We start from the raw sequence: 22821 nt of genomic DNA on the forward strand, positions 1-22821 counted from the left end.
TTCTCCGCCCTCCGGACCGGCGCCGCACACCGCGGCCCCCGGGCCGCCTCCGCCTCACCTCACGAGTTCACCTCACGAGCTCGGCCTCGATCAGGTCCGCCGCCCGGGCGGTGCCGCCCTCGGCCCGCCCGGCGGCGGACAGCTCGCGCAGCCGCTCGGCCACCGCCGGGTCGCCGACCAGCTCCAGCAGGGCGGCGCGCAGCGCCTCCGCGGTGGCCTGCTCGGTGTCCAGCCGACGGGCGACGCCGAGCCCCACCAGGGCGTCCGCGTTGGCGAACTGGTCGGTGGCCTGCGGCACCGCGATCATCGGCACGGCGTGGAACAGCCCCTCGCTGGAGCCGCCCATGCCCGCGTGGGTGACGAAGGCGTCCGCCTGGGAGAGCACCGACAGCTGCGGCACCCACCGGTGCACCTCGACGGTGTCCGGCACCTCGCCGAGCTCGGCCGGGTCGGTGTGGCTGCCGATCTGGAGCACGGTGTGCCAGCCCGGCAGCTCGCCGAAGGCCCGGACGCAGGCCCGGTAGAAGGCGGGCTGGTGGGTGAAGGCCGAGCCCAGCGAGACCAGCAGCACCTTCTCGGCACCGGCCGGCCGCTCCCACCGCCCCTGGTGGGCGCGGTCGCCGAAGCAGGGCCCGACGAAGCTGATCCGCCGCTCGTCGACCCGGTCGGCGTTGGGCTGCAGGGCGCGCGGGACCAGGGCGATCGCCCGCTCCGGGCGGTTCTTGAAGGCGTCCACGTCGCGCTGCGCCGCACCGGCCTCGGCCAGCCAGTCGGCGAACCGGCGGTAGTGCTCGGCGCCGCCCGGACCGGTGCGGATCGCCTCGAACACCTCCGCGAGGTCCTGCTCGAAGCCCTCCCAGCCGACGAAGGTGGGCGACAGCTGCACGACCGGCACCCCCAGCCGTTCGCCGAGCGCCCGGGCCGCGAAGCCCGCGATGTCGCAGAGCACCAGGTCGGGCCGGTCGTCGGCGAAGGCCTCCAGGAGGACGGGCCACATGGAGAGCGCGTCGTCCAGGAACAGCTCCTGGATCGCCACTGGATCCTCCATCCAGCCGTCCGGGTCGTCGGCGAGCGGCAGCTTCGTCGGGTACGGGACGAAGGCGGCGCCGGTGGACTCGACGGTTTCCCGGAAGGACGGGTCGTTGACGTAGCTGACCCGGTGGCCGCGGGCGACCAGCTCGGTGATCACGGCGAGGCTGGGGTTGACGTGGCCATGGGCCGGAATGGAGACCATCAGGATGTGTGCGGGGCGGTTCACGGGCACCTCCGGGGATAGCGATGAAGACGAGACGGACCGTCTCGCGGTTGCTTGAGAAGACAATACGGTTCGTCTCGCTGTTTCGCATAGAATTTTTCCCATGGCTTCCAGAACCGCCCCCGACCCCGCCCGCCGCAGCGAGCGCGCCCGCGCCGCCGTCCTCACCGCGGCCACCGAACTCGTCGCCGAGGTCGGCTACGGCAAGCTGACCATCGAAGCGATCGCCGCCCGCGCCGGCGTCGGCAAGCAGACCATCTACCGGTGGTGGCCCTCGAAGGGGGCGGTGGTCTTCGACGCCTTCCTCGCCGCCGGCGAGCACGAGGGCAGCCTCGCCCTCCCCGACACCGGCGACCTCGCCGCCGACCTCCGCGCCGTCCTGCGCCCCACCAGCGACGAGCTCGCCGACCCGGGCGCCGACCGCACCTACCGCGCGCTCCTCGCCGAGATCCTCAACGACCCCGCGCTGCACGCCGAGTACCGCACCCGCCTGCTGGACCCGCTGCTGGAGGTCACCCGCGACCGCCTCCGCCGCGCCCGCGAGGCCGGCCAGATCGCCCCCGACGCCGACCTCGACCTGGCCGTCGAACTCTTCTACGGTCCGCTCAACTACCGCTGGCAGTTCCGGCTCGGCCCGCTCACCCACGAGCACGCCGACCTCCTGGTCGACGCCGCCCTCCGGGCGCTCAACCCGCCCGCCGCCGACGGCGGCCGCGGCGCCTGAACCAGCACGCGGCCACCACCGCGACCGGCACGCGGAGCAGCGGCACGAGGGAGGGCCGGGTGAACGGCCCGCCGGACCCACCGCGGGAGCCGTGCCGACGGCGAGGTGCCAGGGGCGCCGTCACCGGGTCCGCCGACGGGCCCCGACCGCGGCCGACGCCTCAGACCGCCGGCGGCGAGGCCGGCCCCGCCAGGGCGACCGAGACCAGGGCCCGCATGGCGCAGGCGGCCTGGCCCAGCGGCAGGGTGGCGTCGTCGGCGAAGAGCTCCACCAGCCAGCCGCCGGCCGGGTTCTGGCCGCCCGCCGCGACCATGCCCCGGTAGCCGGAGACGACGAGCATCGCCTCCTCCGCCGGGTCGTTGCCGGCCGCGCCCGACCGCAGGGCGAAGGCGCCGCCGCGCACGGCGCGGCGGGTCATCGGGTAGTGCCGGAGGTCGAAGACCGCGTCGGGGGCCTCGATCCGGGCCCGCTGGGTCTCGGCGCGGGCGTTGGCGGGGCCGCTGGTCATCCGGTAGACGGCGTGCTGGGCGGTGCGCATGAACTGGGAGCCGGGCGGAACGTACGAGACCCACCAGCCGACGGCGTCCAGCAACCGGGCGGCGGCCTCGGCGACCACGACCAGCTTGCCGAGGGTGTCCGCCGGGTGGACGGCCCGCGCCGCGGCGGCCCGGTCGAGGGAGGCGAGCACGGCGGTGAGCAGCTGCCCCGGGTCGGCGCTGTGGGCGGCGCCGCGGAACCGCCGCCGGTCGCCCGCCCCGGCCCGGCCGTTCGGCCCGCGCCGCCCGTCCGCCCGGTGGTGCGGGTCGGCGGCGTCGGCGAGCAGCACGGTGGGGTCGGGCGAGAATCCGGGGCCGTGGCTGCGCCCGGCGACCACGGGGTGGGCGGCCCGGGCCGCCTTGGCCCGGTACTGGGCGGCGTCGGCGAGCCGGAACAGCCGGTCGGGGGTGGTGACGGGCCCGATCGAGTCCCCGGTGGAGGCGACGCCGCAGGCCACGCCCTCGCCCTCGGAGAGCGCGAGCGCCCGGGCGCACAGCTCCTCGGCGACGGCGACCACCTCGTCGGCCTTCTGCCCCTCCACCAGCAGGCAGAACTCGTCGCCGCCGAGCCGGGCGGCGAGGCTGCCGGGGAGCTTGGCGGCGGCCAGCGAGAGCTGGTGGGCGAACCGCTCCAGCAGCCGGTCGCCCATCTCGTGGCCGAGCTGGTCGTTGACCCGCTTCAGTCCGTTGACGTCGCAGACCACCAGGGAGACCACGGTGTTGTCCCGGTTGTGCGCCTCCAGCGCGCTCTCCAGCCGGGCGTCGACGGCCCGCCGGTTGGCCAGGCCGGTGAGCGGGTCGGAGAAGGCGAGCCTGCGCAGGTCGGCGAGGCGCTCGGTCTGCGCCAGCCCGGCCGAGACCTGGGCGGCGAGCAGCGTCGCGTAGTCGGCGTCGCCCTCGGTGAACGCGGGCATCCCGGCCGACCGGGCGAGGTAGAGCTCGCCCCAGGCCTGGCCGTGCAGCACGATCGGCGCGACCACGCAGCAGGCCCGCCCGCGCCGGCGCAGCGCCGCGGCGCGCTCCTGGCAGTACGCGCCGGCGGTCGGGTGGGCGTGCCCGGCGTGCGGCTCGCTGTTCTCGGCGGTCTGCAGCCAGGCGCGCGGCAGCCGCCCGGTGGTCCAGCGTTCCTCCAGGTACGTGACGATCTCGGGGAAGTCGGCGACCGGGTACGACTCGTCCTCGGGCAGTTCCTCCTCGCCCGGCGCGAGTTCTCCGTGGTTGACCAGGACCCGCAGCCGGCCGGACTCCCGGTCCCAGACCGAGACGGCGGCCATCGTGGCGCCGAGCGCCTCGGTGGCCCGGGTGGCGGCGGCCCGGACGGCCTCCAGCGGGGTGAGCGCGGCGGCCATGTCCTGGGCGAGCTCGACCACGGACTGCAGCCTCAGGTCGGGCAGCGGGTCGGGGTTCCGCGGACGGCCGCAGTCGCAGTCGCGGTCCGTCATGATCGCCTCGCTGCTCACCGGCTCGCCTCGCTCCCTGTGCTCGGTCCTGCCAGACCCCCGCCGACCGGCCGCACCCGACCGGCCGCTTGCACCAAGACTATGGCGGTTTCATGCGGTTATGCCCCGTTTGCCCGGACGGACCCGCAGCCGACCGTACGGGTTTCAACCGTTCGGCACCCGGAAGCCGTACCCGCCGCGGGAGAGCCGCACCCATCGCGGGAGAGCCGCACCCACCACGGGTGAGCGCGCCCACGGGACCTCCGCACCGCGGACGGCTTCTCCGCTCCCACGCCTTCCCCGCTGGCGGAGCGCTATTCGCCTTCCCCGCGGACGGGCCGCCGTTCGCCCTCTCCGCGGGCGGAGCGCTACTCGGCCTTCAGCCGCCGGGTGAGCAGCCACGGCTCGACCAGTCCGAGCCCCCGCACCGGCCGCCGCCACATCGGCTGCAGGTGGAACCGGGCCCCGGCCTCCGGGGCCGGCATCGGCAGCCCGGAGGCGGGCATCCCGGCCGCGGCCGACAGCGCCTCGGCCAGGCCCGGCCCCTCCGAGTCGGCCGGGGCGACGCTGCCGTTCTGCTCCAGCGCGGCCGCGAACTCGCCGTCGATCAGCACCGCGTCCTTGGGGGCGATCGAGGTCAGCCGGCTGGCCAGGTTGACGGTGGTGCCGAAGACGTCGCCCATCCGCGAGGTGACCGTGCCGAAGGCCATGCCGACCCGCAACGGCGGGATGGTGTCGTCCCCGGCCAGCGCCTCGATCAGGCTCAGCGCGATCTCGGCGGCGGTCGCCGGGTCCTCGGAGACGTAGAGGATCTCGTCGCCGAGCGTCTTGATCACCCGGCCGCCCTGGCCGGCGATCAGGTCCGAACAGGTGTTCTCGAAGGTCTCGACCAGCTCGCCGAGCTCCTCCTCCTCCAGCCGCCGGGACAGCCGGGTGAAGCCGACCAGGTCGGCGAAGCCGACGGCGAGCCGTCCGCTGGTGATCTCGTTGTCCTCGGCGGCCTGTACCACCCGGCCGGTGACGGCCGCCAGCTGGCGCCGCCAGACGTACACCAGGAACTGCTCCAGCTCCGGCAGCAGCAGCTCGACCAGCGGGTACGCGACGTCGGCCCGGGTCAGCCCGGGCTCGGCGGACTGGGTGAGGTTCTCCAGGAAGGTGTCCATCTGCCAGCCGGCCAGCCGGGCCGTGGTCTGACCGGTGGAACGGGCCACCTGGATCGCCATCGACTCGCTGAGCAGCCCGGACTCCACCAGGCCGGCCAGGCGGCGCAGCGCGATCACGTCGCCGTCGGTGAGCGCGCGGGACTGGCCGATGTCGGGGAAGCCCATGGCGCGCCAGAACCGGGTGGCCAGCTCCATCGGGACGTCGGCGGCGCGCGCGGCCTGGTACGGGGTGTAGCGGCGCGGCGCGTCCAGGATCAGGCGTTCCAGTTCGAGCGCGACCGTGGGGTCGTTGCTGCCCGCCGTCGCGCCGCTGCTGCCGTCCTCTGCCACCGGTCCGTCCCCGTGCGATCGCCGCACTCGCCTCGTGTCCTACCTGTCCGGGCGCGCCGTCCGCCACCCGGGCGGACAGTGGCGCGCCTCACACCGCTGCCAGGTGGAATGTTCGCACGGAATCGTCGGATCCGGGGCATCAGCCCGGGTCAAGGGGTGGTGAAGACTGCCGTTCAGCGGGCCTCGGGGCGTACGTGGACGACGTCCCCGGCACCGACCGCCCGGCGTACGCCGTCGGGCGTGCGGACCACCAGCCGCCCGTCGCCGTCCACCGCCACCGCCTCGCCGACCAGCTCGCGGTCGCCCGGCAGGTGCACCTTCACCCGGCGGCCGAGCGTGGTGCAGCGGTCCGCGTAGGCGCGCAGCAGGTCGCTGGCGTGCGGGTCGCCCGCGGCGGCCGTCCACTCCCGGTACAGCTCGGCCAGCTCGCGCAGCAGGGCGCGCAGCAGGGTGCCCCGGTCGGTGGTGGAGGCGCCGGCCAGCGCGAGCGAGGCGGCGGCGGGGACGGGCAGTTCCTCCGTGCGCAGCGAGACGTTGAGGCCCATGCCGACCACCACCGCGCCGCCCGACAGCTCGGTGAGGATGCCGCCGAGCTTGCGCTCCGCGCCGTCGATCTCCGTCTGGAGGTCGTTGGGCCACTTCAGGCCGACCTCGACCCCGGCGACCCGGCCGAGCGTGCTGGCCGCGGCCACCCCGGCCAGGATCGGCAGCCAGCCGTACCGCTCGACCGGCACCCCCTCGGGGCGCAGCAGCACGGACAGGAACAGCCCGGAGCGGGGCGGGGCGGTCCACTGCCGGCCCAGCCGGCCGCGGGCGGCGCTCTGCGCCTCGGCCACCAGCACCGCGCCCTGGGCGGCGCCCGCCGCGGCCCGGGCGGCGAGGTCGCTGTTGGTGGAGCCGGTCTCGGCGACGACGTCCAGCGAGGTCCACAGGCCGCCCGGGACGAGCAGGTCGTGGCGCAGCGCCTCCTCGTCCAGCGGCGGACGGTCCAGGTCGGTCCAGGGCGACGGTCCGGCGTGGCCGAAGCCGCGCAGTCCGCTGCGGCGGGGGGTCTCGGGTGTGGTCATGGGAAAACCCTAGATCGGGTCCGGGACGCAGGCCGCCCCATCGTCCCGCAGAACACCCGTCAACAGAACTGTGTCGATGGTCATGACGCCAGGACGTGCCGCATCGCCCTCCGCGCTGGCTACGCTACCCAGCGGTAGTTCGTAGCGCCGCCCTGCCCTCATGCGCGGGCCCACCACCCGGCCCCGCGCGCACTCGAACAGGTCGCGGCCATGGATCAGGGAGAGCCACCGGATGACCGAGGCGTCGTACGACCCCCACACCACCGCCGGCAAGCTCGCCGACCTGCGGCGAAGGCTGGACGAGGCGGTGCACTCCGGCTCCGCGAAGGCCGTGGAGAAGCAGCACGCCAAGGGCAAGCTGACCGCCCGCGAGCGGGTCGCGGAACTGTTGGACGAGGACTCCTTCGTGGAGTTCGACGAGTTCGCCCGGCACCGCTCGACCAACTTCGGCCAGGAGAAGAACCGGCCGTACGGCGACGGCGTGGTGACCGGCTACGGCACCGTGGACGGCCGCCAGGTCGCCGTGTTCGCCCAGGACTTCACCGTCTTCGGCGGCTCGCTCGGCGAGGTGTTCGGCGAGAAGATCGTCAAGGTGATGGACTTCGCGCTGAAGACCGGCTGCCCGGTCATCGGCATCAACGATTCCGGCGGCGCCCGGATCCAGGAGGGCGTGGTCTCGCTCGGCCTGTACGGCGAGATCTTCCGGCGCAACGTGCACGCCTCCGGCGTCGTCCCGCAGATCTCGCTGATCATGGGCCCCTGCGCGGGCGGCGCGGTGTACTCCCCCGCGATCACCGACTTCGTGGTGATGGCCGACCGGACCTCGCACATGTTCATCACCGGCCCGGACGTGATCAAGACCGTCACCGGCGAGGACGTCGCGATGGAGGAGCTGGGCGGCGCGCGCACCCACAACGCCAAGTCGGGCAACGCGCACTACCTGGCCGCCGACGAGAAGGAGGCGATCGAGTACGTCAAGAGCCTGCTCTCGTACCTGCCGTCCAACAACCTGAGCGACCCGCCGTCCTACCCCGAGCAGGCCGACCTCACGGTCACCGAGGAGGACCTCGAACTCGACACCATCGTGCCGGACTCGGCGAACCAGCCGTACGACATGCGCACGGTGATCGAGCACATCGTCGACGACGGCGAGTTCCTGGAGACCCAGCCGCTGTACGCGGGCAACATCATCACCGGCTTCGGCCGGGTCGAGGGCCAGTCCGTCGGCATCGTCGGCAGCCAGCCGATGGACCTGGCCGGCTGCCTGGACATCAACGCCAGCGAGAAGGCCGCCCGCTTCATCCGCACCTGCGACTCGTTCAACGTCCCGGTGCTGACCTTCGTCGACGTGCCCGGCTTCCTGCCCGGCACCGAGCAGGAGTGGGACGGCATCATCCGGCGCGGCGCCAAGCTGATCTACGCCTACGCCGAGGCCACCGTCCCGCTGATCACCGTGATCACCCGCAAGGCCTTCGGCGGCGCGTACGACGTCATGGGCTCCAAGCACCTGGGCGCCGACCTCAACCTGGCCTGGCCGACCGCGCAGATCGCCGTGATGGGCGCGCAGGGCGCGGTCAACATCCTGCACCGCCGGGAGATCGCCGAGGCCGAGGCGGCCGGCACCGTCGAGGAGAAGCGGGCCGAGCTGATCGCCTCGTACGAGGACACCCTGCTGAACCCGTACCTGGCGGCCGAGCGCGGCTACGTGGACGCGGTGATCGCGCCGAGCGAGACCCGCCGGCACATCGTCCGCGGTCTGCGGGCGCTGCGCGGCAAGCGCGAGGTGCTGCCGCCGAAGAAGCACGGCAACATCCCCCTGTAGGCCCCGTCCCTGTCGGGAGAGAAGCAGCCATGTCCCCGATCCACGTACTGCACGGGCAGCCGACCCCCGAGGAGCTGGCCACCGTCCTGGCGGTGGTCCAGGCCCGGGCCGCCGCCGCGCAGGCCGCCGCCGAGGCGGCGCGCCTGGCCGGTGCCGGCCCGGCGTCCCCCTGGAACGACCGTGCCCGCCTGCACCGCCCCGCCGTCCGCCACGCCGTGAACGCCTGGCGGACCTCGGGCTGGGCGCACTGACACCCGCCGCGCGGAGCGGGCGGCCGGCCCCGCCGGCTGCCCGCTCCGCGTGTTCCCGGGCGCCCGCTCCGCCCGCTCCGCCCGGAACCTGAGTACGGATACTCAGGCGCCCGCGCCCCTCGCGGCGCACTCTGGACGGGTGCTCTGGTCAGATCCCCGTGACGAGCCCTCGCCCGAGGCCCGTCGGATGCAGGAGCGGATGCAGCGGGCCGGCAAGGTGATCGCCGTCCTGGTGCTGGTCGGCGCCGTGCTGATGATGCTCTCCCAGCCCTTCACCTGAACCGTTCACCCGAACGGCGGATAGGAGCACCCCCTACCCTGGTGGGCATGACCGACCAGCGCGCCCTCGTCCTCGCCTCCGCCTCCCCCGCCCGCCTCGGGCTGCTGCGCCAGGCGGGCCTCGACCCGCGCGTGGTGGTCAGCGGCGTCGACGAGGACGCGATCACCGCCGCCACCCCCGCCGAACTCGCGCTCGTGCTGGCCGAGGCCAAGGCGAAGGCCGTCGCCGCCGAACTCGCCGACGGCGAGCTGGTGATCGGCTGCGACTCCGTCCTGGAGCTGGACGGCCGGGCCCTCGGCAAGCCCGCCGACGCCGCCGAGGCTCTGGCCCGCTGGCAGTCGATGCGCGGGCGCGCCGGCGTGCTGCGCACCGGCCACTGCGTGATCGACACCGCGACCGGCCGGCAGTCCTCGGCCACCGCCTCCACCACCGTCCGCTTCGGCACCCCGGACGACGCGGAGGTCGCCGCGTACGTGGCCTCGGGCGAACCGCTGCACGTGGCCGGGGCGTTCACCCTGGACGGCCGCTCGGCGCCGTTCATCGACGGCATCGACGGCGATCCGGGCAACGTCATCGGCCTCTCCCTGCCGCTGCTGCGCCGGCTGCTCGCCGACCTGGGCGTGCGCATCACCGATCTGTGGGCCGACTGACCTGCCGCACCGCGCCCCTGTCGCCCTAAGCTGACCGGCGTCCGAACGGGGAGGGGCGCGGAAGATGACCGACAGCGTGCTCAACGTGGTGCTCGGCCTGGTGGCCAGTGCGATCAGCGCTGTCCTCGGCTGGCTGGCCCAGGTGCTGCGGCGGCGCCGCAAGGTCGAACGGGTACGGGCGTTCTTCGGACTGCCGAGCGGCAGCGAGTGCCTGATCGTGGTGCCGCGCAGCATCGGGACGGGCTCGCACGCGCACACCGTGACCCGGCGCGACGCCTACGCGCTGATGTGGCTGGCCGGGCTGGTCGAGGAGTGCGGGGCGCGTCCCGAACTGGTCGCCCACGACGCCGCGCACCGCGGCCTGGGCGCCAAGACCGAGCTGTGCCTGGGCGGTCCGGTCAGCAACGAGCGGATGGCCGCGCACCTGGCCTGGGCCCTGCCCGGCGTGCTCGTCACCTCCGGGCCGGGTCCCGGCAGCAACGTGATCGTGGTGGGCGATCGCGACTACACCGCCGACCGCGACCAGGCGCACGCCCTGCTCGCCCGGATCTCCACCCCGGACGGCGGCCGCCCGGTGTTCCTGGTCGCCGGCCAGACCGGCGTCGCCAACCAGGCCGGGGTGCGCCACCTGGTCGCGCACCACCGCGAACTCGCCCGGACGTACGGGCAGGACGGCACCTTCGCGCTCGTCCTGCGGGTGGTCAATCCGGAGGCGTACGGGCCGGACATGGTCGAGGTGGCGGCCGATGTGACGGCCGAGGCGCTGCAGCGGCCAGGTGCCCGCTCAGGCGCCGCTTGAGCGGTCCGCGCGAGACTGTGGCCGATGCCACCTCCCGCCACGCCGCCGGCCGGTCACCCGCCGTGGCCCCGCCCGATCCGGGCGGACCGGCGCCGACCTGCGGCGTCGTCCGCGGGGCCGCGGAAGGGGCCGGAAAAGCCATCACCGAGCGTGTGGGATAGTTCACAACCCGGGGCTACTCGCCGGTACTGCCCAGGAATCCATAAACTCAACGAGGTTCAAGAAGGGAGCCACAGTGCGCAAGGTGCTCATCGCCAACCGCGGGGAAATCGCCGTCCGCGTCGCCAGGGCCTGCTCGGACGCCGGTATCGCCAGCGTCGCCGTCTACGCCGAGCCGGACCGGGATGCGCTGCACGTCCGCGCGGCCGACGAGGCTTACGCGCTGGGCGGTGACACCCCCGCTACCAGCTACCTGGACATCGCCAAGGTCCTCAAGGCGGCCGCCGACTCCGGCGCCGACGCCGTCCACCCCGGCTACGGGTTCCTGTCGGAGAACGCCGACTTCGCCCAGGCCGTCCTCGACGCGGGTCTGATCTGGATCGGCCCGCCGCCGCAGGCCATCCGCGACCTCGGCGACAAGGTGACCGCCCGGCACGTCGCCCAGCGGGCCGGTGCCCCGCTGGTGGCCGGCACGCCGGACCCGGTCTCGGGCGCCGACGAGGTCGTCGTCTTCGCCCGGGAGCACGGCCTGCCGGTCGCCATCAAGGCGGCCTTCGGCGGTGGCGGCCGCGGCCTCAAGGTCGCCCGCACGCTGGAGGAGATCCCCGAGCTGTACGAGTCCGCGGTGCGCGAGGCCGTCGCCGCCTTCGGCCGCGGCGAGTGCTTCGTCGAGCGCTACCTGGACAACCCGCGGCACGTGGAGACCCAGTGCCTGGCCGACAAGCACGGCAACGTGGTGGTCGTCTCCACCCGTGACTGCTCGCTGCAGCGCCGCCACCAGAAGCTCGTCGAGGAGGCGCCCGCGCCGTTCCTGACCGCCGAGCAGAACGCCGAGCTGTACCGGGCGTCCAAGGCCATCCTGAAGGAGGCCGGCTACGAGGGCGCCGGGACCTGCGAGTTCCTGGTCGCCCTGGACGGCACGATCTCCTTCCTGGAGGTCAACACCCGTCTCCAGGTGGAGCACCCGGTCACCGAGGAGGTCACCGGCCTCGACCTGGTCCGCGAGATGTTCCGGATCGCCGACGGCGAGGAGCTCGGCTACGGCGACCCCGAGGTGCGCGGCCACTCCTTCGAGTTCCGCATCAACGGCGAGGACCCGGGCCGCAACTTCCTGCCCGCGCCCGGCACCGTGACGCTGTTCGCCCCGCCGTCCGGCCCGGGCGTGCGCCTGGACTCCGGCGTGGAGACCGGCTCGGTCATCGGCCCGGCCTGGGACTCGCTGCTGGCCAAGCTGGTCGTCACCGGCCGCGACCGCAAGCAGGCCCTGGAGCGGGCCCGCCGCGCGCTGGCCGAGTTCAAGGTGGAGGGCATGGCCACCGCCATCCCGTTCCACCGGGCGGCCGTCGTCGACCCGGCGTTCGCGCCGGAGGTGCACGGCAGCGACGAGCCGTTCAAGGTCTTCACCCGGTGGATCGAGACCGAGTTCGACAACACCATCCCGCCGTTCGCCGGCGCGGCCGGTGACGGCGAGGAGGCCGAGACCCGGGAGACCGTGGTGGTCGAGGTCGGCGGCAAGCGGATCGAGGTCTCGCTGCCGTCCTCGCTGGGCGTCGCGGCGGCCCCGGCGGCCGGTGCGGCGGGTGCCGCCAAGGCCAAGCGCCGGGTGGGCGCCAAGAAGGCCGGTTCGGCCGTCAGCGGTGACACCCTGGCCTCGCCGATGCAGGGCACCATCGTCAAGGTCGCCGTGGAGGAGGGCCAGGTCGTCGCCGAGGGCGAGCTGATCGTGGTCCTGGAGGCGATGAAGATGGAGCAGCCGCTGAACGCCCACAAGGCGGGCACCGTCTCCGGCCTCAAGGCCGAGGTGGGCGCGAGCGTCAGCAGCGGCGCCGCGCTCTGCGAGATCAAGGACTGACGCCGCCGCGGGAGGCACCGTCCCCCGGACCGGTCCGTACGCCCTTCGGGGGCGTGCGGACCGGTCGCGTTTCCGGGGTCCGCCGATCGCGTCCCGCGGGCTCCCCGCGGGCTCAGCGCCCGCGCGGCAGCCCCAGCTCGGCCAGCCGGGTCGGCATGCCGCCCGGGCCGACCGGTCCGCCGTGCGCGCCGGGGCGGCGCTGGCCGGGCAGCGGGGCGCCGCCGGGGGGCGGGCCGCCGCGGCGGGCCATCGGGCCGGGCTGGGTCTGGTGCACCGGGCCGCTGCCGGTGCCGTGCACCGGGGCGTCGCCGCTCGGGCCCGCGCCCAGCGGGGCCAGGTCGACCTGCACCCCGCAGTCGGCGAGCGCGTCCAGTTCGCGGACGGTGGCGTCGTCCGCGGTGGCCTGCTCGTCGGTGACCAGCCGGGTGATGGTCTCGGTGGCGACGGTCTGGAACATGCCGGCCGCGCCGAGCTTGGTGTGGTCGGCGAGGACGATCACCTCGGCGGCCGCCAGCACCATGGCCCGGTCCACGCTCGCGGACAGCATGTTCGCCGTCGACAGCCCTCGCTCGGCCGTCAGCCCGCTGCCGGAGATGAAGGCCTTGGTGACCCTCAGCCCCTGCAGGGACTGCTCCGCGCCGCTGCCCACCAGCGCGTAGTTGGAGCCGCGCAGGGTGCCGCCGGTCATCACCACTTCGACCCGGTTGGCGTGCGCCAGCGCCTGGGCGACCAGCAGCGAGTTGGTGACCACCGTCAGCCCGGGCACCCGGGCCAGTCTGCGGGCCAGCTCCTGGGTGGTGGTGCCGGCGCCGACCACCACCGCGTCGCCCTCCTCCACCAGGCCGGCGGCGAGGTCCGCGATGGCGCTCTTCTCCGCCGCGGACAGGTGGGTCTTCTGCGGGTATCCGGGTTCGCGGCTGAAGCCGCCGGGGAGCACCGCGCCGCCGTGCCGGCGGTCGAGGAGCCCTTCTGCCTCCAGCGCCCGCACGTCACGGCGCACGGTCACTTCGGAGGTCTGGACGACGCGGGCCAATTCCCGGAGCGAGACGGCTCCGTTGGCGCGCACCATTTCGAGGATCAACTGGCGACGTTCTGCTGCAAACACAGAACCGACGGTAACCTGCGTGACCGTCTGCTTTCAGGCGTTTGCAGCTAGTAGCGGGAATTGCTCACGCACGAGCGGCGCGTGACCGTAGAATACGCGCCGCCCATACCCCCGGAACCGCGCCCGCCGTCCGGGTGACGGCCATGCCCGCGCGAAGGGCGGCCGCCGATCGGCGACCGCCCTCAACTGTGCGCCGGACGCTCAGGATTCGCCGTCGGCCCGCTTGCGGATGTGCAGCTGCCGGGCGGCCTCGGCGGTCGAACCGGAGACGGACGGGTAGACGGTGAAGGCGCTGGCCACCTGTTCGACCGTCAGATTGGCGTCCACCGCGAGCGAGATCGAGTGGATCAGCTCGCTGGCCCGCGGGGCGACGACCACGCCGCCGACCACGATGCCGGTGCCCGGGCGGCAGAACAGCTTCACGAAGCCGTCCCGGATGCCCTGCATCTTCGCCCGCGGGTTGCCGCGCAGCGGGAGCTTGACCACGACGGCGTCCATCTTGCCGCACTCCACGTCGGCCGCCGTGTAGCCGACGGTGGCGATCTCCGGGTCGGTGAAGACGTTGGAGGCCACGGTCTTGAGGTTCAGCGGCTGCACCGCGTCGCCGAGCGCGTGGTACATCGCGATCCGGCCCTGCATGGCCGCCACCGAGGCGAGCATGAAGACGCCGGTGCAGTCGCCGGCCGCGTACACGCCGGGGGCGCTGGTGCGGGAGACCCGGTCGACCTGGATCTGGCCCCAGTCGTTGAGCTTGACCCCGGCCTCCTCCAGGCCCATCTCGGAGGTGTTGGGGATCGAGCCGACCGCCATCAGGCAGTGGGTGCCCTCGATCACCTTGCCGTCGGCCAGCATGACCTCGACGCGGTCGCCGATCCGCTTGACGCTCTCGGCGCGCGAGCGGCCCATCACGTTCATGCCGCGGCGGCGGAAGACGTCCTCCAGCACCTCGGCGGCGTCCGGGTCCTCGCCCGGCAGCACCCGGTCGCGGCTGGAGACCAGGGTCACCTTGGAGCCGAGCGCCTGGTAGGCGCCGGCGAACTCGGCGCCGGTCACGCCGGAGCCGACCACGATCAGCTCGCGGGGCAGCTCCTCCAGGTCGTACACCTGGGTCCAGGTGAGGATCCGTTCGCCGTCCGGCTGGGCGTCCGGCAGCTCGCGCGGGTGGGCGCCGGTGGCGATCAGCACGGCGTCGGCGCGCAGCGACTGCACGGTGCCGTCGGGCGCGTCCACCAGCACCTCGCGGGAGCCGTCCGCGGCCTGCCCGCCGGTGCCGAGCCGGCCGCGGCCGCGCAGCACGGTGACGCCGGCCCGGGTGACGGACTGGGTGATGTCGTGGGACTGCGCGATGGCCAGGCGCTTCACACGGCGGTTGACCTTGCCCAGGTCCACGCCGATGACCCGGGCCGCCTGCTCGACCGGCGGAGTGTCGTCCGCGACCAGGATGCCCAGCTCCTCGTACGAGCTGTCGAAGGTGGTCATCACCTCCGCGGTCGCGATCAGGGTCTTCGACGGAACGCAGTCCGTGAGCACCGCCGATCCGCCCAGACCGTCGCGGTCGACGACGGTCACCTCCGCGCCGAGCTGAGCGGCCACCAGCGCCGCCTCGTAGCCGCCGGGTCCGCCACCGATGATCACGATCCGAGTCACGCTCCCCATTGTCCCGCACGCCGGGACGGCCGCCACGCCGGGGTCCGGGCTCCCGTACGTTCGTCCAGTAGCCCCGGCCCGCCCGCCGCCCGGGCTACGCTGGCCCCCATGCCCCTTTACGCCGCGTATGCCACCAACCTCGATGCCCGGCAGATGACCCGCCGAGCCCCGCACTCCCCGCTGCGCGGCACGGGGTGGCTAGCCGGTTGGCGGCTCACCTTCGGCGGCGAGCAGCTCGGCTGGGAAGGCTCGCTGGCCACCGTGGTCGAGGACGAGAAGGACCAGGTCTTCGTCTCGCTGTACGACGTCGCGCCGATGGACGAGGAGGGCCTGGACCGCTGGGAGGGCGTCCAGCTCGGCATCTACCGCAAGATCAAGCTGCGCGCGCAGACCCTGGACGGGGACATCCCGGTCTGGACGTACGTGCTCAACGACTACGAGGGCGGCCTGCCCGCGGCCCGCTACCTCGGCCTGATCGCCGACGCCGCGGAGAGCGCCGGCGCCCCGCACGACTACGTGATGGACCTGCGCCGCCGCCCCTGCTGAGGGATTCCCGGGGCTCCGTGCGCCTGCGGGCCGCGCGCCGGGCGTGCGGGTACGGAGGGCGCGGAGCACCGTCTGTGTGGGAACCGACGAACCGGGCGGCCCGGAACCGCCGCCGAGCTGTGTTTTCGGGTCATCCGGGTAACGATCCGGCATGCCGCGGCGGAATTTCTACGCGCGTAGCCGATTCCCGTCTATCCTCGGACCCGTGAACGCTTCTCCTCAGTCGGTCGTCTCCGCCGACCCCTACGCCGCCGCCCAGGCCGCCGCCGAGCGCCTGCGCGAGCTGACCGGTGCCGAGCGGCACGACGTCGCCCTGGTGATGGGCTCCGGCTGGGTGCCGGCCGCCGACGCCCTGGGCGAGACCGTGGCCGAGTTCCCGGTCACCGAGCTCCCTGGCTTCCCCGCCCCCGCCGTCGCCGGCCACGCCGGCACGATCCGCTCGGTGAAGATCGGCGACAAGCGCGCCCTGATCTTCCTCGGCCGCAACCACTACTACGAGGGCCACGGCGTCGCCACCGTCGTCCACGGCGTGCGCACCGCCGCCGCGGCCGGCTGCGGCATCATCGTGCTGACCAACGGCTGCGGCGGTCTGCGCCAGGGCTGGACCCCGGGCCAGCCGGTCCTGATCAGCGACCACATCAACCTGACCGCGGACTCCCCGATCGTCGGCGCCAACTTCGTCGACCTCACCGACCTCTACTCCAAGCGCCTGCGCGCGCTCTGCCGCGAGGTCGACCCGTCCCTGGACGAGGCCGTCTACGTCCAGTTCCGCGGCCCGCACTACGAGACCCCGGCCGAGGTCAACATGGCCCGGGTGATCGGCGGCGAGCTGGTCGGCATGTCCACCACCCTGGAGGCCATCGCCGCCCGCGAGGCCGGCGCCGAGGTGCTCGGCATCTCCCTGGTCACCAACCTGGCCGCCGGCATGACCGGCGAGCCGCTCAACCACGCCGAGGTGCTGGAGGCCGGCAAGGCCTCCGCCGAGCGCATGGGCGAACTGCTGGCGAAGGTCCTTGAGCGGATCTGACGCCCACCAGGCGCAGAATCATGACCGACGGGGCCCACGGGCGGCGTGATCCGCTGATCACGCCCTCCCGTGGGCCCCGTCCGCATGCGCGACCCCTTTTCTTGCGGAACCCTCCGGTCACAGCGGAAACCCTCCTCCCGATCAACCGCGGAACCTCCGGCCGACACACCGACGCACTCCCGATGGAGCTGGCATGACGCAGGCACTCAACCCCGATCTCCTCGCCCGGGCCCGGACCTGGCTGGCCGAGGACCCCGACCCGCAGACCCGCGAGGAACTCGCCGCGCTGCTGGCCCTGGCCGAGGGCCCGGAGGCCGAGACCGACGCCAAGCTCGCCTGGTCGGAGCTGGCCGAGCGGTTCTCCGACCGGCTCCAGTTCGGCACCGCCGGCCTGCGCGGCGAACTCGGCGCCGGCCCGATGCGGATGAACCGCGCCGTGGTGATCCGGGCCGCCGCCGGCCTGGTCGCCTACGTCAAGCAGCAGGGCCTGGGCGACCTGGTCGTCATCGGCTACGACGCCCGCCACAAGTCCTACGACTTCGCCCGCGACACCGCCGCCGTGGTGGTCGGCGCCGGCCTGCGCGCCGCGCTGCTGCCGCGCCCGCTGCCGACCCCGGTGCTCGCCTTCGCCGTCCGCCACCTGGGCGCGGCCGCCGGCGTCACCGTCACCGCCAGCCACAACCCGCCGCAGGACAACGGCTACAAGGTCTACCTGGGCGACGGCTCGCAGATCGTCCCGCCGGCCGACGCCGGGATCGCCGCCGAGATCGACGCGATCGGCTCGCTGGACGAGGTCCCGCGCGCCGAGGAGGGCTGGGAGGTGCTCGGCGAGGAGGTCGTCGAGGCCTACCTGACCCGGGCCGTCTCCATCATCGACGAGCACGGCCCGCGCGACCTGGAGGTGGTCTACACCCCGATGCACGGCGTCGGCCGCGACACCCTGGTCGCCGCGTTCCGCCGGGCGGGCTTCCCCGCGCCCACCGTGGTCGCCGAGCAGGCCGAGCCCGACCCGGACTTCCCGACCGTGGCCTTCCCCAACCCGGAGGAGCCGGGGGCGATGGACCTCGCCTTCCGCACCGCCGCCACCGTCGGCCCGGACATCGTGATCGCCAACGACCCGGACGCCGACCGCTGCGCGGTGGCCGTCCCCGCCAACGGCAACGCGGTCGGCGGCGGCGCCGGCGCGGCCGGCTGGCGGATGCTGCGCGGCGACGAGGTCGGCGCGCTGCTCGGCTCGGCCCTGGTCGCGAAGAAGGCCGAGGGCACCTTCGCCACCACCATCGTCTCCGCCACCCTGCTCGGCCGGATCGCCGAGGCGGCGGGGCTGGGCTACGCCGAGACCCTGACCGGCTTCAAGTGGCTCTCCCGCGCCGAGGGCCTGCGCTACGGCTACGAGGAGGCGCTCGGCTACTGCGTCGACCCGCAGGGCGTCCGGGACAAGGACGGCATCACCGCCGCCCTGCTGGTCGCCGAGCTGGCCGCCACGCTCAAGAAGTCCGGCCGCACCCTGTCCGACCTGCTGGACGACCTGGCGCTGGAGCACGGTCTGCACGCCACCGACCAGCTCTCCGTCCGGGTCAAGGACCTCACGCTGATCGCCGACGCGATGCGCCGGCTGCGCGAGCAGCCGCCGACCGTCCTGGCCGGTCTGCGGGTCACCCGCGCCGACGACCTGTCGGCCGGCTCCGCGGACCTGCCGCCCACCGACGGGCTGCGCTACTACCTGGCCGGCGAGGGCGTCCGCTCCGCCCGCATCGTGGTCCGCCCCTCGGGCACCGAGCCCAAGCTCAAGTGCTACCTGGAGGTCGTCCTCCCGGTCGCCTCCGCGGCCGACCTCGGTCCCGCCCGCGAGCGCGCCGCCGCCCTCCTCGCCACCGTCAAGCACGACCTCGCCGAGGCCGCCGGCATCACCGCCTGACGTCCGCGCACATGTGAAGGGGCCCGCCGGTCTTGACCGGCGGGCCCCTTCGTGCGGTCTGCGGGGTCAGACCGCGATGACGGTGATCAGCGCGATCAGGCCGGCCAGGGTGGGGGCGATGACCCACCAGCACCAGCGGACCTCGACCGGGCCGGTGGCGGAGGGTCGGGCGGCGTTGCGCTCGGCCGTCTCCTGGAGGACGGCGGTGACCTGGTCGGACCAGGCGCGGGTGGGGTCGGGCGAGCCCTGGACGACCGGGTTGGTCCGCTTGGCCATGCCCAGCCCCAGGCCGGTCCTGGAGGCGTGCTCGGCGGCGCTGGGGCTCTGCGCGCGGGTGGCCCGCTTGCGCTGCCGCAGCGACACCGGCACGGCCCAGAGCTGGTACTTCTTCCCGCCGGCGAGCAGCTCGACCGAGTACCCGGCGCGCAGCGCGTCCACCGAGGCCCACGGCGCGACGACGGTCCGCCACGGGTTGCGCACCACCAGCCGGTCGCGGCCGGCCGTCACGGCCGGGCGCAGCGTGTACGCGATCACCGGGAAGGCGAACACCGGCACCGCCGCGAGCGAGACGTACGGGGTCTTCCCGGTCCCGCTCACCACCGCGTCGCCGATCAGCCAGGCCGCCACGACCAGCAGCAGCACTCCGGAGATCACACCGGGGACAGAGCGGTACACGCGGTCGGCGTACTCGGGCTCCCCGTCGGGGGCGGCGGGGCCCTGGTGGGGCTTGCCGTCGGAATCGGTCATGACGTCGATTCTGCCCCATGCCCCTCACCCCGAGGTCTCGGTCCGGCCACGAATGGCGAGCGCCCTAGCGGTTTGCTACGCGCGTAGATATGCTGCCCTGGTGACTATGTCCACTGTTGCAGCCAATGCCCCCGGCGTTGCGGGCAGCGGCCTTCAGGACGTTGCGGCGTCCGAGGCCTCGCTCCGCCGATTCCTGCACGGCCTGCCCGGCGTCGACCAGGTCGGCCTGGAGGCGCGTGCCGCCGCTCTCGGTACCCGCTCGATCAAGACCACGGCGAAGGCGTACGCCATCGACCTGGCGATCTCGATGATCGACCTGACCACGCTGGAGGGCGCGGACACGGTCGGCAAGGTGCGCGCGCTGTGCGCCAAGGGCAGGACCCCCGACCCGACCGACCCGGCCACCCCCCGTGTCGCCGCCATCTGTGTCTATCCGGACATGGTCGCCACCGCGAAGGCCGCCCTGAAGGGCACCGACATCCAGGTCGCCTCGGTGGCCACCGCCTTCCCGGCCGGCCGCGCCGCCCTCCCGGTCAAGCTCGCCGACACCGCCGACGCGGTGGCCGCGGGCGCCGACGAGATCGACATGGTGATCGACCGCGGCGCCTTCCTCTCCGGCCGCTACCTCGACGTCTTCCACGAGATCACGGCCGTCAAGGAGGCGTGCGAGCGCCCCGACGGCAGCTCCGCCCACCTCAAGGTGATCTTCGAGACCGGCGAGCTCCAGACCTACGACAACGTCCGCCGGGCCTCCTGGCTGGCGATGCTGGCCGGCGCCGACTTCATCAAGACCTCCACCGGCAAGGTCGCCGTCAACGCGACCCCGCCGGTCACCCTGCTGATGCTGGAGGCGGTCCGCGACTTCCGCGCGGCCACCGGCGTCCAGGTCGGCGTCAAGCCCGCCGGCGGCATCCGCACCACCAAGGACGCCATGAAGTACCTGGTGATGGTCAACGAGACCCTCGGTGACGACTGGCTGACCCCGCACTGGTTCCGCTTCGGCGCCTCCAGCCTGCTCAACGACCTGCTGATGCAGCGCCAGAAGCTGGCCACCGGCCGCTACTCCGGCCCCGACTACGTGACGGTGGACTGATCACCATGGCCAAGAAGAAGAACACCGAGGAGCCCGTGGCCAAGCCCGCCGGCGGCCTCTTCGCCTACGCCCCGGCCCCGGAGTCCCCCGCCGCCGCGGGCGACATCGCCACCTCCTACGGCCACTTCATCGGCGGCGAGTTCGTCGACTCCTCCGGCAACGAGGCCCTGAAGACGGTCAACCCGGCCACCGAGCAGGTGCTCGCCGAGTTCGCCCAGGGCACCGAGGAGGACGTGGACCGCGCGGTCGCCGCCGCCCGCAAGGCCTTCGCCGACTGGTCGGCGCTGCCCGGCAGCGAGCGCGCCAAGTACCTGTTCCGGATCGCCCGGATCATCCAGGAGCGCAGCCGCGAGCTGGCCGTGCTGGAGTCGATCGACAACGGCAAGCCGATCCGCGAGACCCGCGACGTCGACCTGCCGCTGGTCGCCGCCCACTTCTTCTACTACGCGGGCTGGGCGGACAAGCTGGACTTCGCCGGCTTCGGCCCGAACCCGAAGCCGTTGGGCGTGGCCGGCCAGGTCATCCCGTGGAACTTCCCGCTGCTGATGCTGGCGTGGAAGATCGCGCCCGCGCTGGCGACCGGCAACACGGTCGTCCTGAAGCCGGCCGAGACCACCCCGCTGACCGCGCTGCGCTTCGCCGAGATCTGCCGCCAGGCCGGTCTGCCGAAGGGCGTCGTCAACATCGTCACCGGTGACGGCCGCACCGGCGCCGCGCTGACCTCCCACCCGGACGTCAACAAGGTCGCGTTCACCGGCTCCACCCCGGTCGGCCGCGCCATCGCCAAGCAGCTGGCCGGCACCCGCAAGAAGCTCTCGCTGGAGCTGGGCGGCAAGGCCGCGAACATCGTCTTCGACGACGCGCCGATCGACCAGGCGGTCGAGGGCATCGTCAACGGCATCTTCTTCAACCAGGGCCACGTCTGCTGCGCGGGTTCGCGCCTGCTGGTCCAGGAGTCGATCCAGGACGAGCTGCTGGACGCCCTGAAGCGCCGGATGGCCACCCTGCGGGTCGGCGACCCGCTGGACAAGAACACCGACATCGGCGCCATCAACTCGGCCGAGCAGCTGGCCCGGATCACCGCGCTGACCGAGGCCGGCGAGGCCGAGGGCGCCGAGCGCTGGTCTCCGGCGTGCGAACTCCCGGGCACCGGCTTCTGGTTCAAGCCGACCCTGTTCACCGGCGTGAGCCAGGCCCACCGGATCGCCCAGGAGGAGATCTTCGGCCCGGTCCTGTCGGTGCTGACCTTCCGCACCCCCGCCGAGGCGGTCGAGAAGGCCAACAACACCCCGTTCGGCCTCTCCGCCGGCATCTGGACGGAGAAGGGCTCGCGCATCCTCTGGATGGCCAACCGGCTCCGGGCCGGCGTGGTCTGGGCCAACACCTTCAACAAGTTCGACCCCACCTCGCCGTTCGGCGGCTACAAGGAGTCGGGCTACGGCCGCGAGGGTGGCCGCCACGGTCTGGAGCCCTACCTGAATGTCGAGGCCTGAGATGTCTGACACGACCTTCCAGCGTCTTGACGTCCTCAAGACCTACAAGCTGTACGTCGGCGGGAAGTTCCCGCGCTCCGAGAGCGGGCGGGTGTACGAGGTGACCGACGCAAAGGGCGAGTGGCTCGCCAATGTCCCGCTGGGCACCCGCAAGGACGCCCGCGACGCCGTCGTGGCCGCCCGCAAGGCGGTCAAGGGCTGGTCCGGCACCACCGCGTACAACCGCGGCCAGGTGCTGTACCGGGTGGCCGAGATGCTCCAGGGCCGGCGCGAGCAGTTCGCCGCCGAGGTGGCCGTCTCCGAGGGCATCGGCCCGAAGAAGGCCGCCGCGCTGGTGGACGCCGCGATCGACCGCTGGGTCTGGTACGCGGGCTGGACCGACAAGGTCGCCCAGATCGCGGGCGGCGCCAACCCGGTCGCCGGGCCGTTCTTCAACCTCTCCACCCCGGAGCCGACCGGCGTGGTCGGGATCGTCGCCCCGCAGGCCGGGTACGGGCACTCGCTGCTCGGCCTGGTCTCGGTGATCGCCCCGGCGATCGCCACCGGCAACACGGTCGTGGTCGCGGCCGCCGCGGACGCCCCGCTGCCCGCGCTGTCGCTGGGCGAGGTGCTGGCCACCTCGGACGTCCCGGGCGGCGTGGTCAACATCCTCTCGGGCCGGACGGCGGACATCGCCCCCACCCTGGCCTCGCACCAGGACGTCAACGCGCTGGACCTCACCGGAGCCATCGCCGTCGACGGTCCCGGCGCGCCGCAGCCGCTGGAAGCGGCCGCCGCGGATACCCTGAAGAGGGTAGTCCGTCCGGTGCTGGACCCGTTCGCCCAGGACTGGACCAATGTGCCCGGTACGGACCGGCTACTCTCGTTCCTGGAGACGAAGACGGTCTGGCACCCGATGGGGATCTGACCTCCCCGCTC

Annotated in this window: 19 protein-coding genes and 1 pseudogene; 13 read left to right on the plus strand and 7 right to left on the minus strand. The window is 73.6% G+C overall.

Annotated elements, in window-relative coordinates; genetic code table 11:
* Nucleotides 1–67: 67 nt before the first annotated feature.
* Nucleotides 68–1234: a macrolide family glycosyltransferase gene (locus tag ACFWJ4_RS13285; RefSeq protein WP_380350561.1), complete on the minus strand. Its 1167-nt coding sequence runs from the start codon at nucleotides 1232–1234 to the stop codon at nucleotides 68–70.
* A 124-nt stretch (nucleotides 1235–1358) separates the two neighbouring features.
* Between ACFWJ4_RS13285 and ACFWJ4_RS13290 the strand changes: the two genes are divergently transcribed.
* Nucleotides 1359–1979, plus strand: a complete 621-nt coding sequence (locus tag ACFWJ4_RS13290; RefSeq protein WP_380542883.1) for a TetR/AcrR family transcriptional regulator — start codon at nucleotides 1359–1361, stop codon at nucleotides 1977–1979.
* Between the two features lie 727 nt (nucleotides 1980–2706).
* Here ACFWJ4_RS13290 and ACFWJ4_RS13295 read toward each other — a convergent pair.
* The 3 genes and pseudogenes from ACFWJ4_RS13295 to ACFWJ4_RS13305 form a co-directional block, all read right to left on the minus strand.
* Nucleotides 2707–3864 (minus strand): annotated as a pseudogene (locus tag ACFWJ4_RS13295) (diguanylate cyclase domain-containing protein); the annotation flags it as partial.
* A gap of 458 nt (nucleotides 3865–4322) precedes the next feature.
* Nucleotides 4323–5447: an adenylate/guanylate cyclase domain-containing protein gene (locus ACFWJ4_RS13300; protein WP_380542886.1), complete on the minus strand. Its 1125-nt coding sequence runs from the start codon at nucleotides 5445–5447 to the stop codon at nucleotides 4323–4325.
* A 173-nt stretch (nucleotides 5448–5620) separates the two neighbouring features.
* Nucleotides 5621–6514: a biotin--[acetyl-CoA-carboxylase] ligase gene (locus ACFWJ4_RS13305; RefSeq protein ID WP_380542889.1), complete on the minus strand. Its 894-nt coding sequence runs from the start codon at nucleotides 6512–6514 to the stop codon at nucleotides 5621–5623.
* A gap of 232 nt (nucleotides 6515–6746) precedes the next feature.
* Here ACFWJ4_RS13305 and ACFWJ4_RS13310 point away from each other — a divergent pair, with 232 nt between their 5' ends.
* The 6 genes from ACFWJ4_RS13310 (at nucleotide 6747) to ACFWJ4_RS13335 (ending at nucleotide 12327) form a co-directional block, all read left to right on the plus strand.
* A complete protein-coding gene (locus ACFWJ4_RS13310; RefSeq protein WP_359906088.1) occupies nucleotides 6747–8336 on the plus strand; it encodes an acyl-CoA carboxylase subunit beta in 1590 nt (529 codons plus the stop codon).
* Between the two features lie 29 nt (nucleotides 8337–8365).
* Nucleotides 8366–8587 carry an acyl-CoA carboxylase epsilon subunit gene (locus tag ACFWJ4_RS13315; protein WP_380350528.1) on the plus strand — a complete coding sequence of 74 codons (222 nt, stop codon included), beginning with the start codon at nucleotides 8366–8368 and terminating at the stop codon, nucleotides 8585–8587.
* 139 nt (nucleotides 8588–8726) lie between these two features.
* Complete coding sequence (gene mmpB, locus ACFWJ4_RS13320) at nucleotides 8727–8867, plus strand: morphogenic membrane protein MmpB (protein WP_380542892.1); 141 nt, start codon at nucleotides 8727–8729, stop codon at nucleotides 8865–8867.
* Nucleotides 8868–8914: 47 nt separating this feature from the next.
* Complete coding sequence (locus ACFWJ4_RS13325; protein ID WP_359906079.1) at nucleotides 8915–9517, plus strand: nucleoside triphosphate pyrophosphatase; 603 nt, start codon at nucleotides 8915–8917, stop codon at nucleotides 9515–9517.
* A gap of 64 nt (nucleotides 9518–9581) precedes the next feature.
* Nucleotides 9582–10316 (plus strand): hypothetical protein, encoded by a 735-nt coding sequence (locus ACFWJ4_RS13330; protein WP_380542894.1) that lies wholly within the window; start codon nucleotides 9582–9584, stop codon nucleotides 10314–10316.
* Nucleotides 10317–10551: 235 nt separating this feature from the next.
* The gene (locus ACFWJ4_RS13335) at nucleotides 10552–12327 is read left to right on the plus strand and encodes an acetyl/propionyl/methylcrotonyl-CoA carboxylase subunit alpha (RefSeq protein WP_380542897.1); all 1776 of its coding nucleotides are present in this window, start codon (nucleotides 10552–10554) and stop codon (nucleotides 12325–12327) included.
* A gap of 112 nt (nucleotides 12328–12439) precedes the next feature.
* On the opposite strand, the gene ACFWJ4_RS13340 is transcribed toward ACFWJ4_RS13335, so the two are convergent.
* A complete protein-coding gene (locus ACFWJ4_RS13340) occupies nucleotides 12440–13396 on the minus strand; it encodes a DeoR/GlpR family DNA-binding transcription regulator (RefSeq protein WP_380542983.1) in 957 nt (318 codons plus the stop codon).
* Between the two features lie 237 nt (nucleotides 13397–13633).
* Nucleotides 13634–15088 (minus strand): NAD(P)H-quinone dehydrogenase, encoded by a 1455-nt coding sequence (locus tag ACFWJ4_RS13345; RefSeq protein WP_359906067.1) that lies wholly within the window; start codon nucleotides 15086–15088, stop codon nucleotides 13634–13636.
* A gap of 99 nt (nucleotides 15089–15187) precedes the next feature.
* Here ACFWJ4_RS13345 and ACFWJ4_RS13350 point away from each other — a divergent pair, with 99 nt between their 5' ends.
* From ACFWJ4_RS13350 to ACFWJ4_RS13360, 3 genes are all read left to right on the plus strand, one after another.
* Nucleotides 15188–15625: a gamma-glutamylcyclotransferase gene (locus ACFWJ4_RS13350; RefSeq protein ID WP_224284955.1), complete on the plus strand. Its 438-nt coding sequence runs from the start codon at nucleotides 15188–15190 to the stop codon at nucleotides 15623–15625.
* 205 nt (nucleotides 15626–15830) lie between these two features.
* On the plus strand, nucleotides 15831–16652 hold the full coding sequence (locus ACFWJ4_RS13355; protein ID WP_359906064.1) for a purine-nucleoside phosphorylase: 822 nt from the start codon (nucleotides 15831–15833) through the stop codon (nucleotides 16650–16652).
* Nucleotides 16653–16845: 193 nt separating this feature from the next.
* Nucleotides 16846–18570, plus strand: a complete 1725-nt coding sequence (locus ACFWJ4_RS13360) for a phospho-sugar mutase (protein WP_380542900.1) — start codon at nucleotides 16846–16848, stop codon at nucleotides 18568–18570.
* A 66-nt stretch (nucleotides 18571–18636) separates the two neighbouring features.
* On the opposite strand, the gene ACFWJ4_RS13365 is transcribed toward ACFWJ4_RS13360, so the two are convergent.
* Complete coding sequence (locus ACFWJ4_RS13365; protein ID WP_380542903.1) at nucleotides 18637–19317, minus strand: PH domain-containing protein; 681 nt, start codon at nucleotides 19315–19317, stop codon at nucleotides 18637–18639.
* A 106-nt stretch (nucleotides 19318–19423) separates the two neighbouring features.
* On the opposite strand from ACFWJ4_RS13365, the gene deoC reads away from it, so the two are divergent.
* The 3 genes from deoC to ACFWJ4_RS13380 are packed head-to-tail and all read left to right on the plus strand — an operon-like array spanning nucleotide 19424 to nucleotide 22810.
* The gene (gene deoC, locus ACFWJ4_RS13370; RefSeq protein ID WP_380542906.1) at nucleotides 19424–20410 is read left to right on the plus strand and encodes a deoxyribose-phosphate aldolase; all 987 of its coding nucleotides are present in this window, start codon (nucleotides 19424–19426) and stop codon (nucleotides 20408–20410) included.
* A gap of 5 nt (nucleotides 20411–20415) precedes the next feature.
* Nucleotides 20416–21903, plus strand: coding sequence for an aldehyde dehydrogenase family protein (locus tag ACFWJ4_RS13375; protein WP_359906054.1), 1488 nt, complete (start codon nucleotides 20416–20418; stop codon nucleotides 21901–21903).
* A 1-nt stretch (nucleotide 21904) separates the two neighbouring features.
* Nucleotides 21905–22810, plus strand: coding sequence for an aldehyde dehydrogenase family protein (locus ACFWJ4_RS13380; RefSeq protein WP_380542909.1), 906 nt, complete (start codon nucleotides 21905–21907; stop codon nucleotides 22808–22810).
* The last annotated feature ends 11 nt before the right edge of the window (nucleotides 22811–22821 follow it).

The sequence above is a fragment of the Kitasatospora sp. NPDC127067 genome, from assembly GCF_042724755.1.
Taxonomy (GTDB): domain Bacteria; phylum Actinomycetota; class Actinomycetes; order Streptomycetales; family Streptomycetaceae; genus Kitasatospora; species Kitasatospora lactacystinica.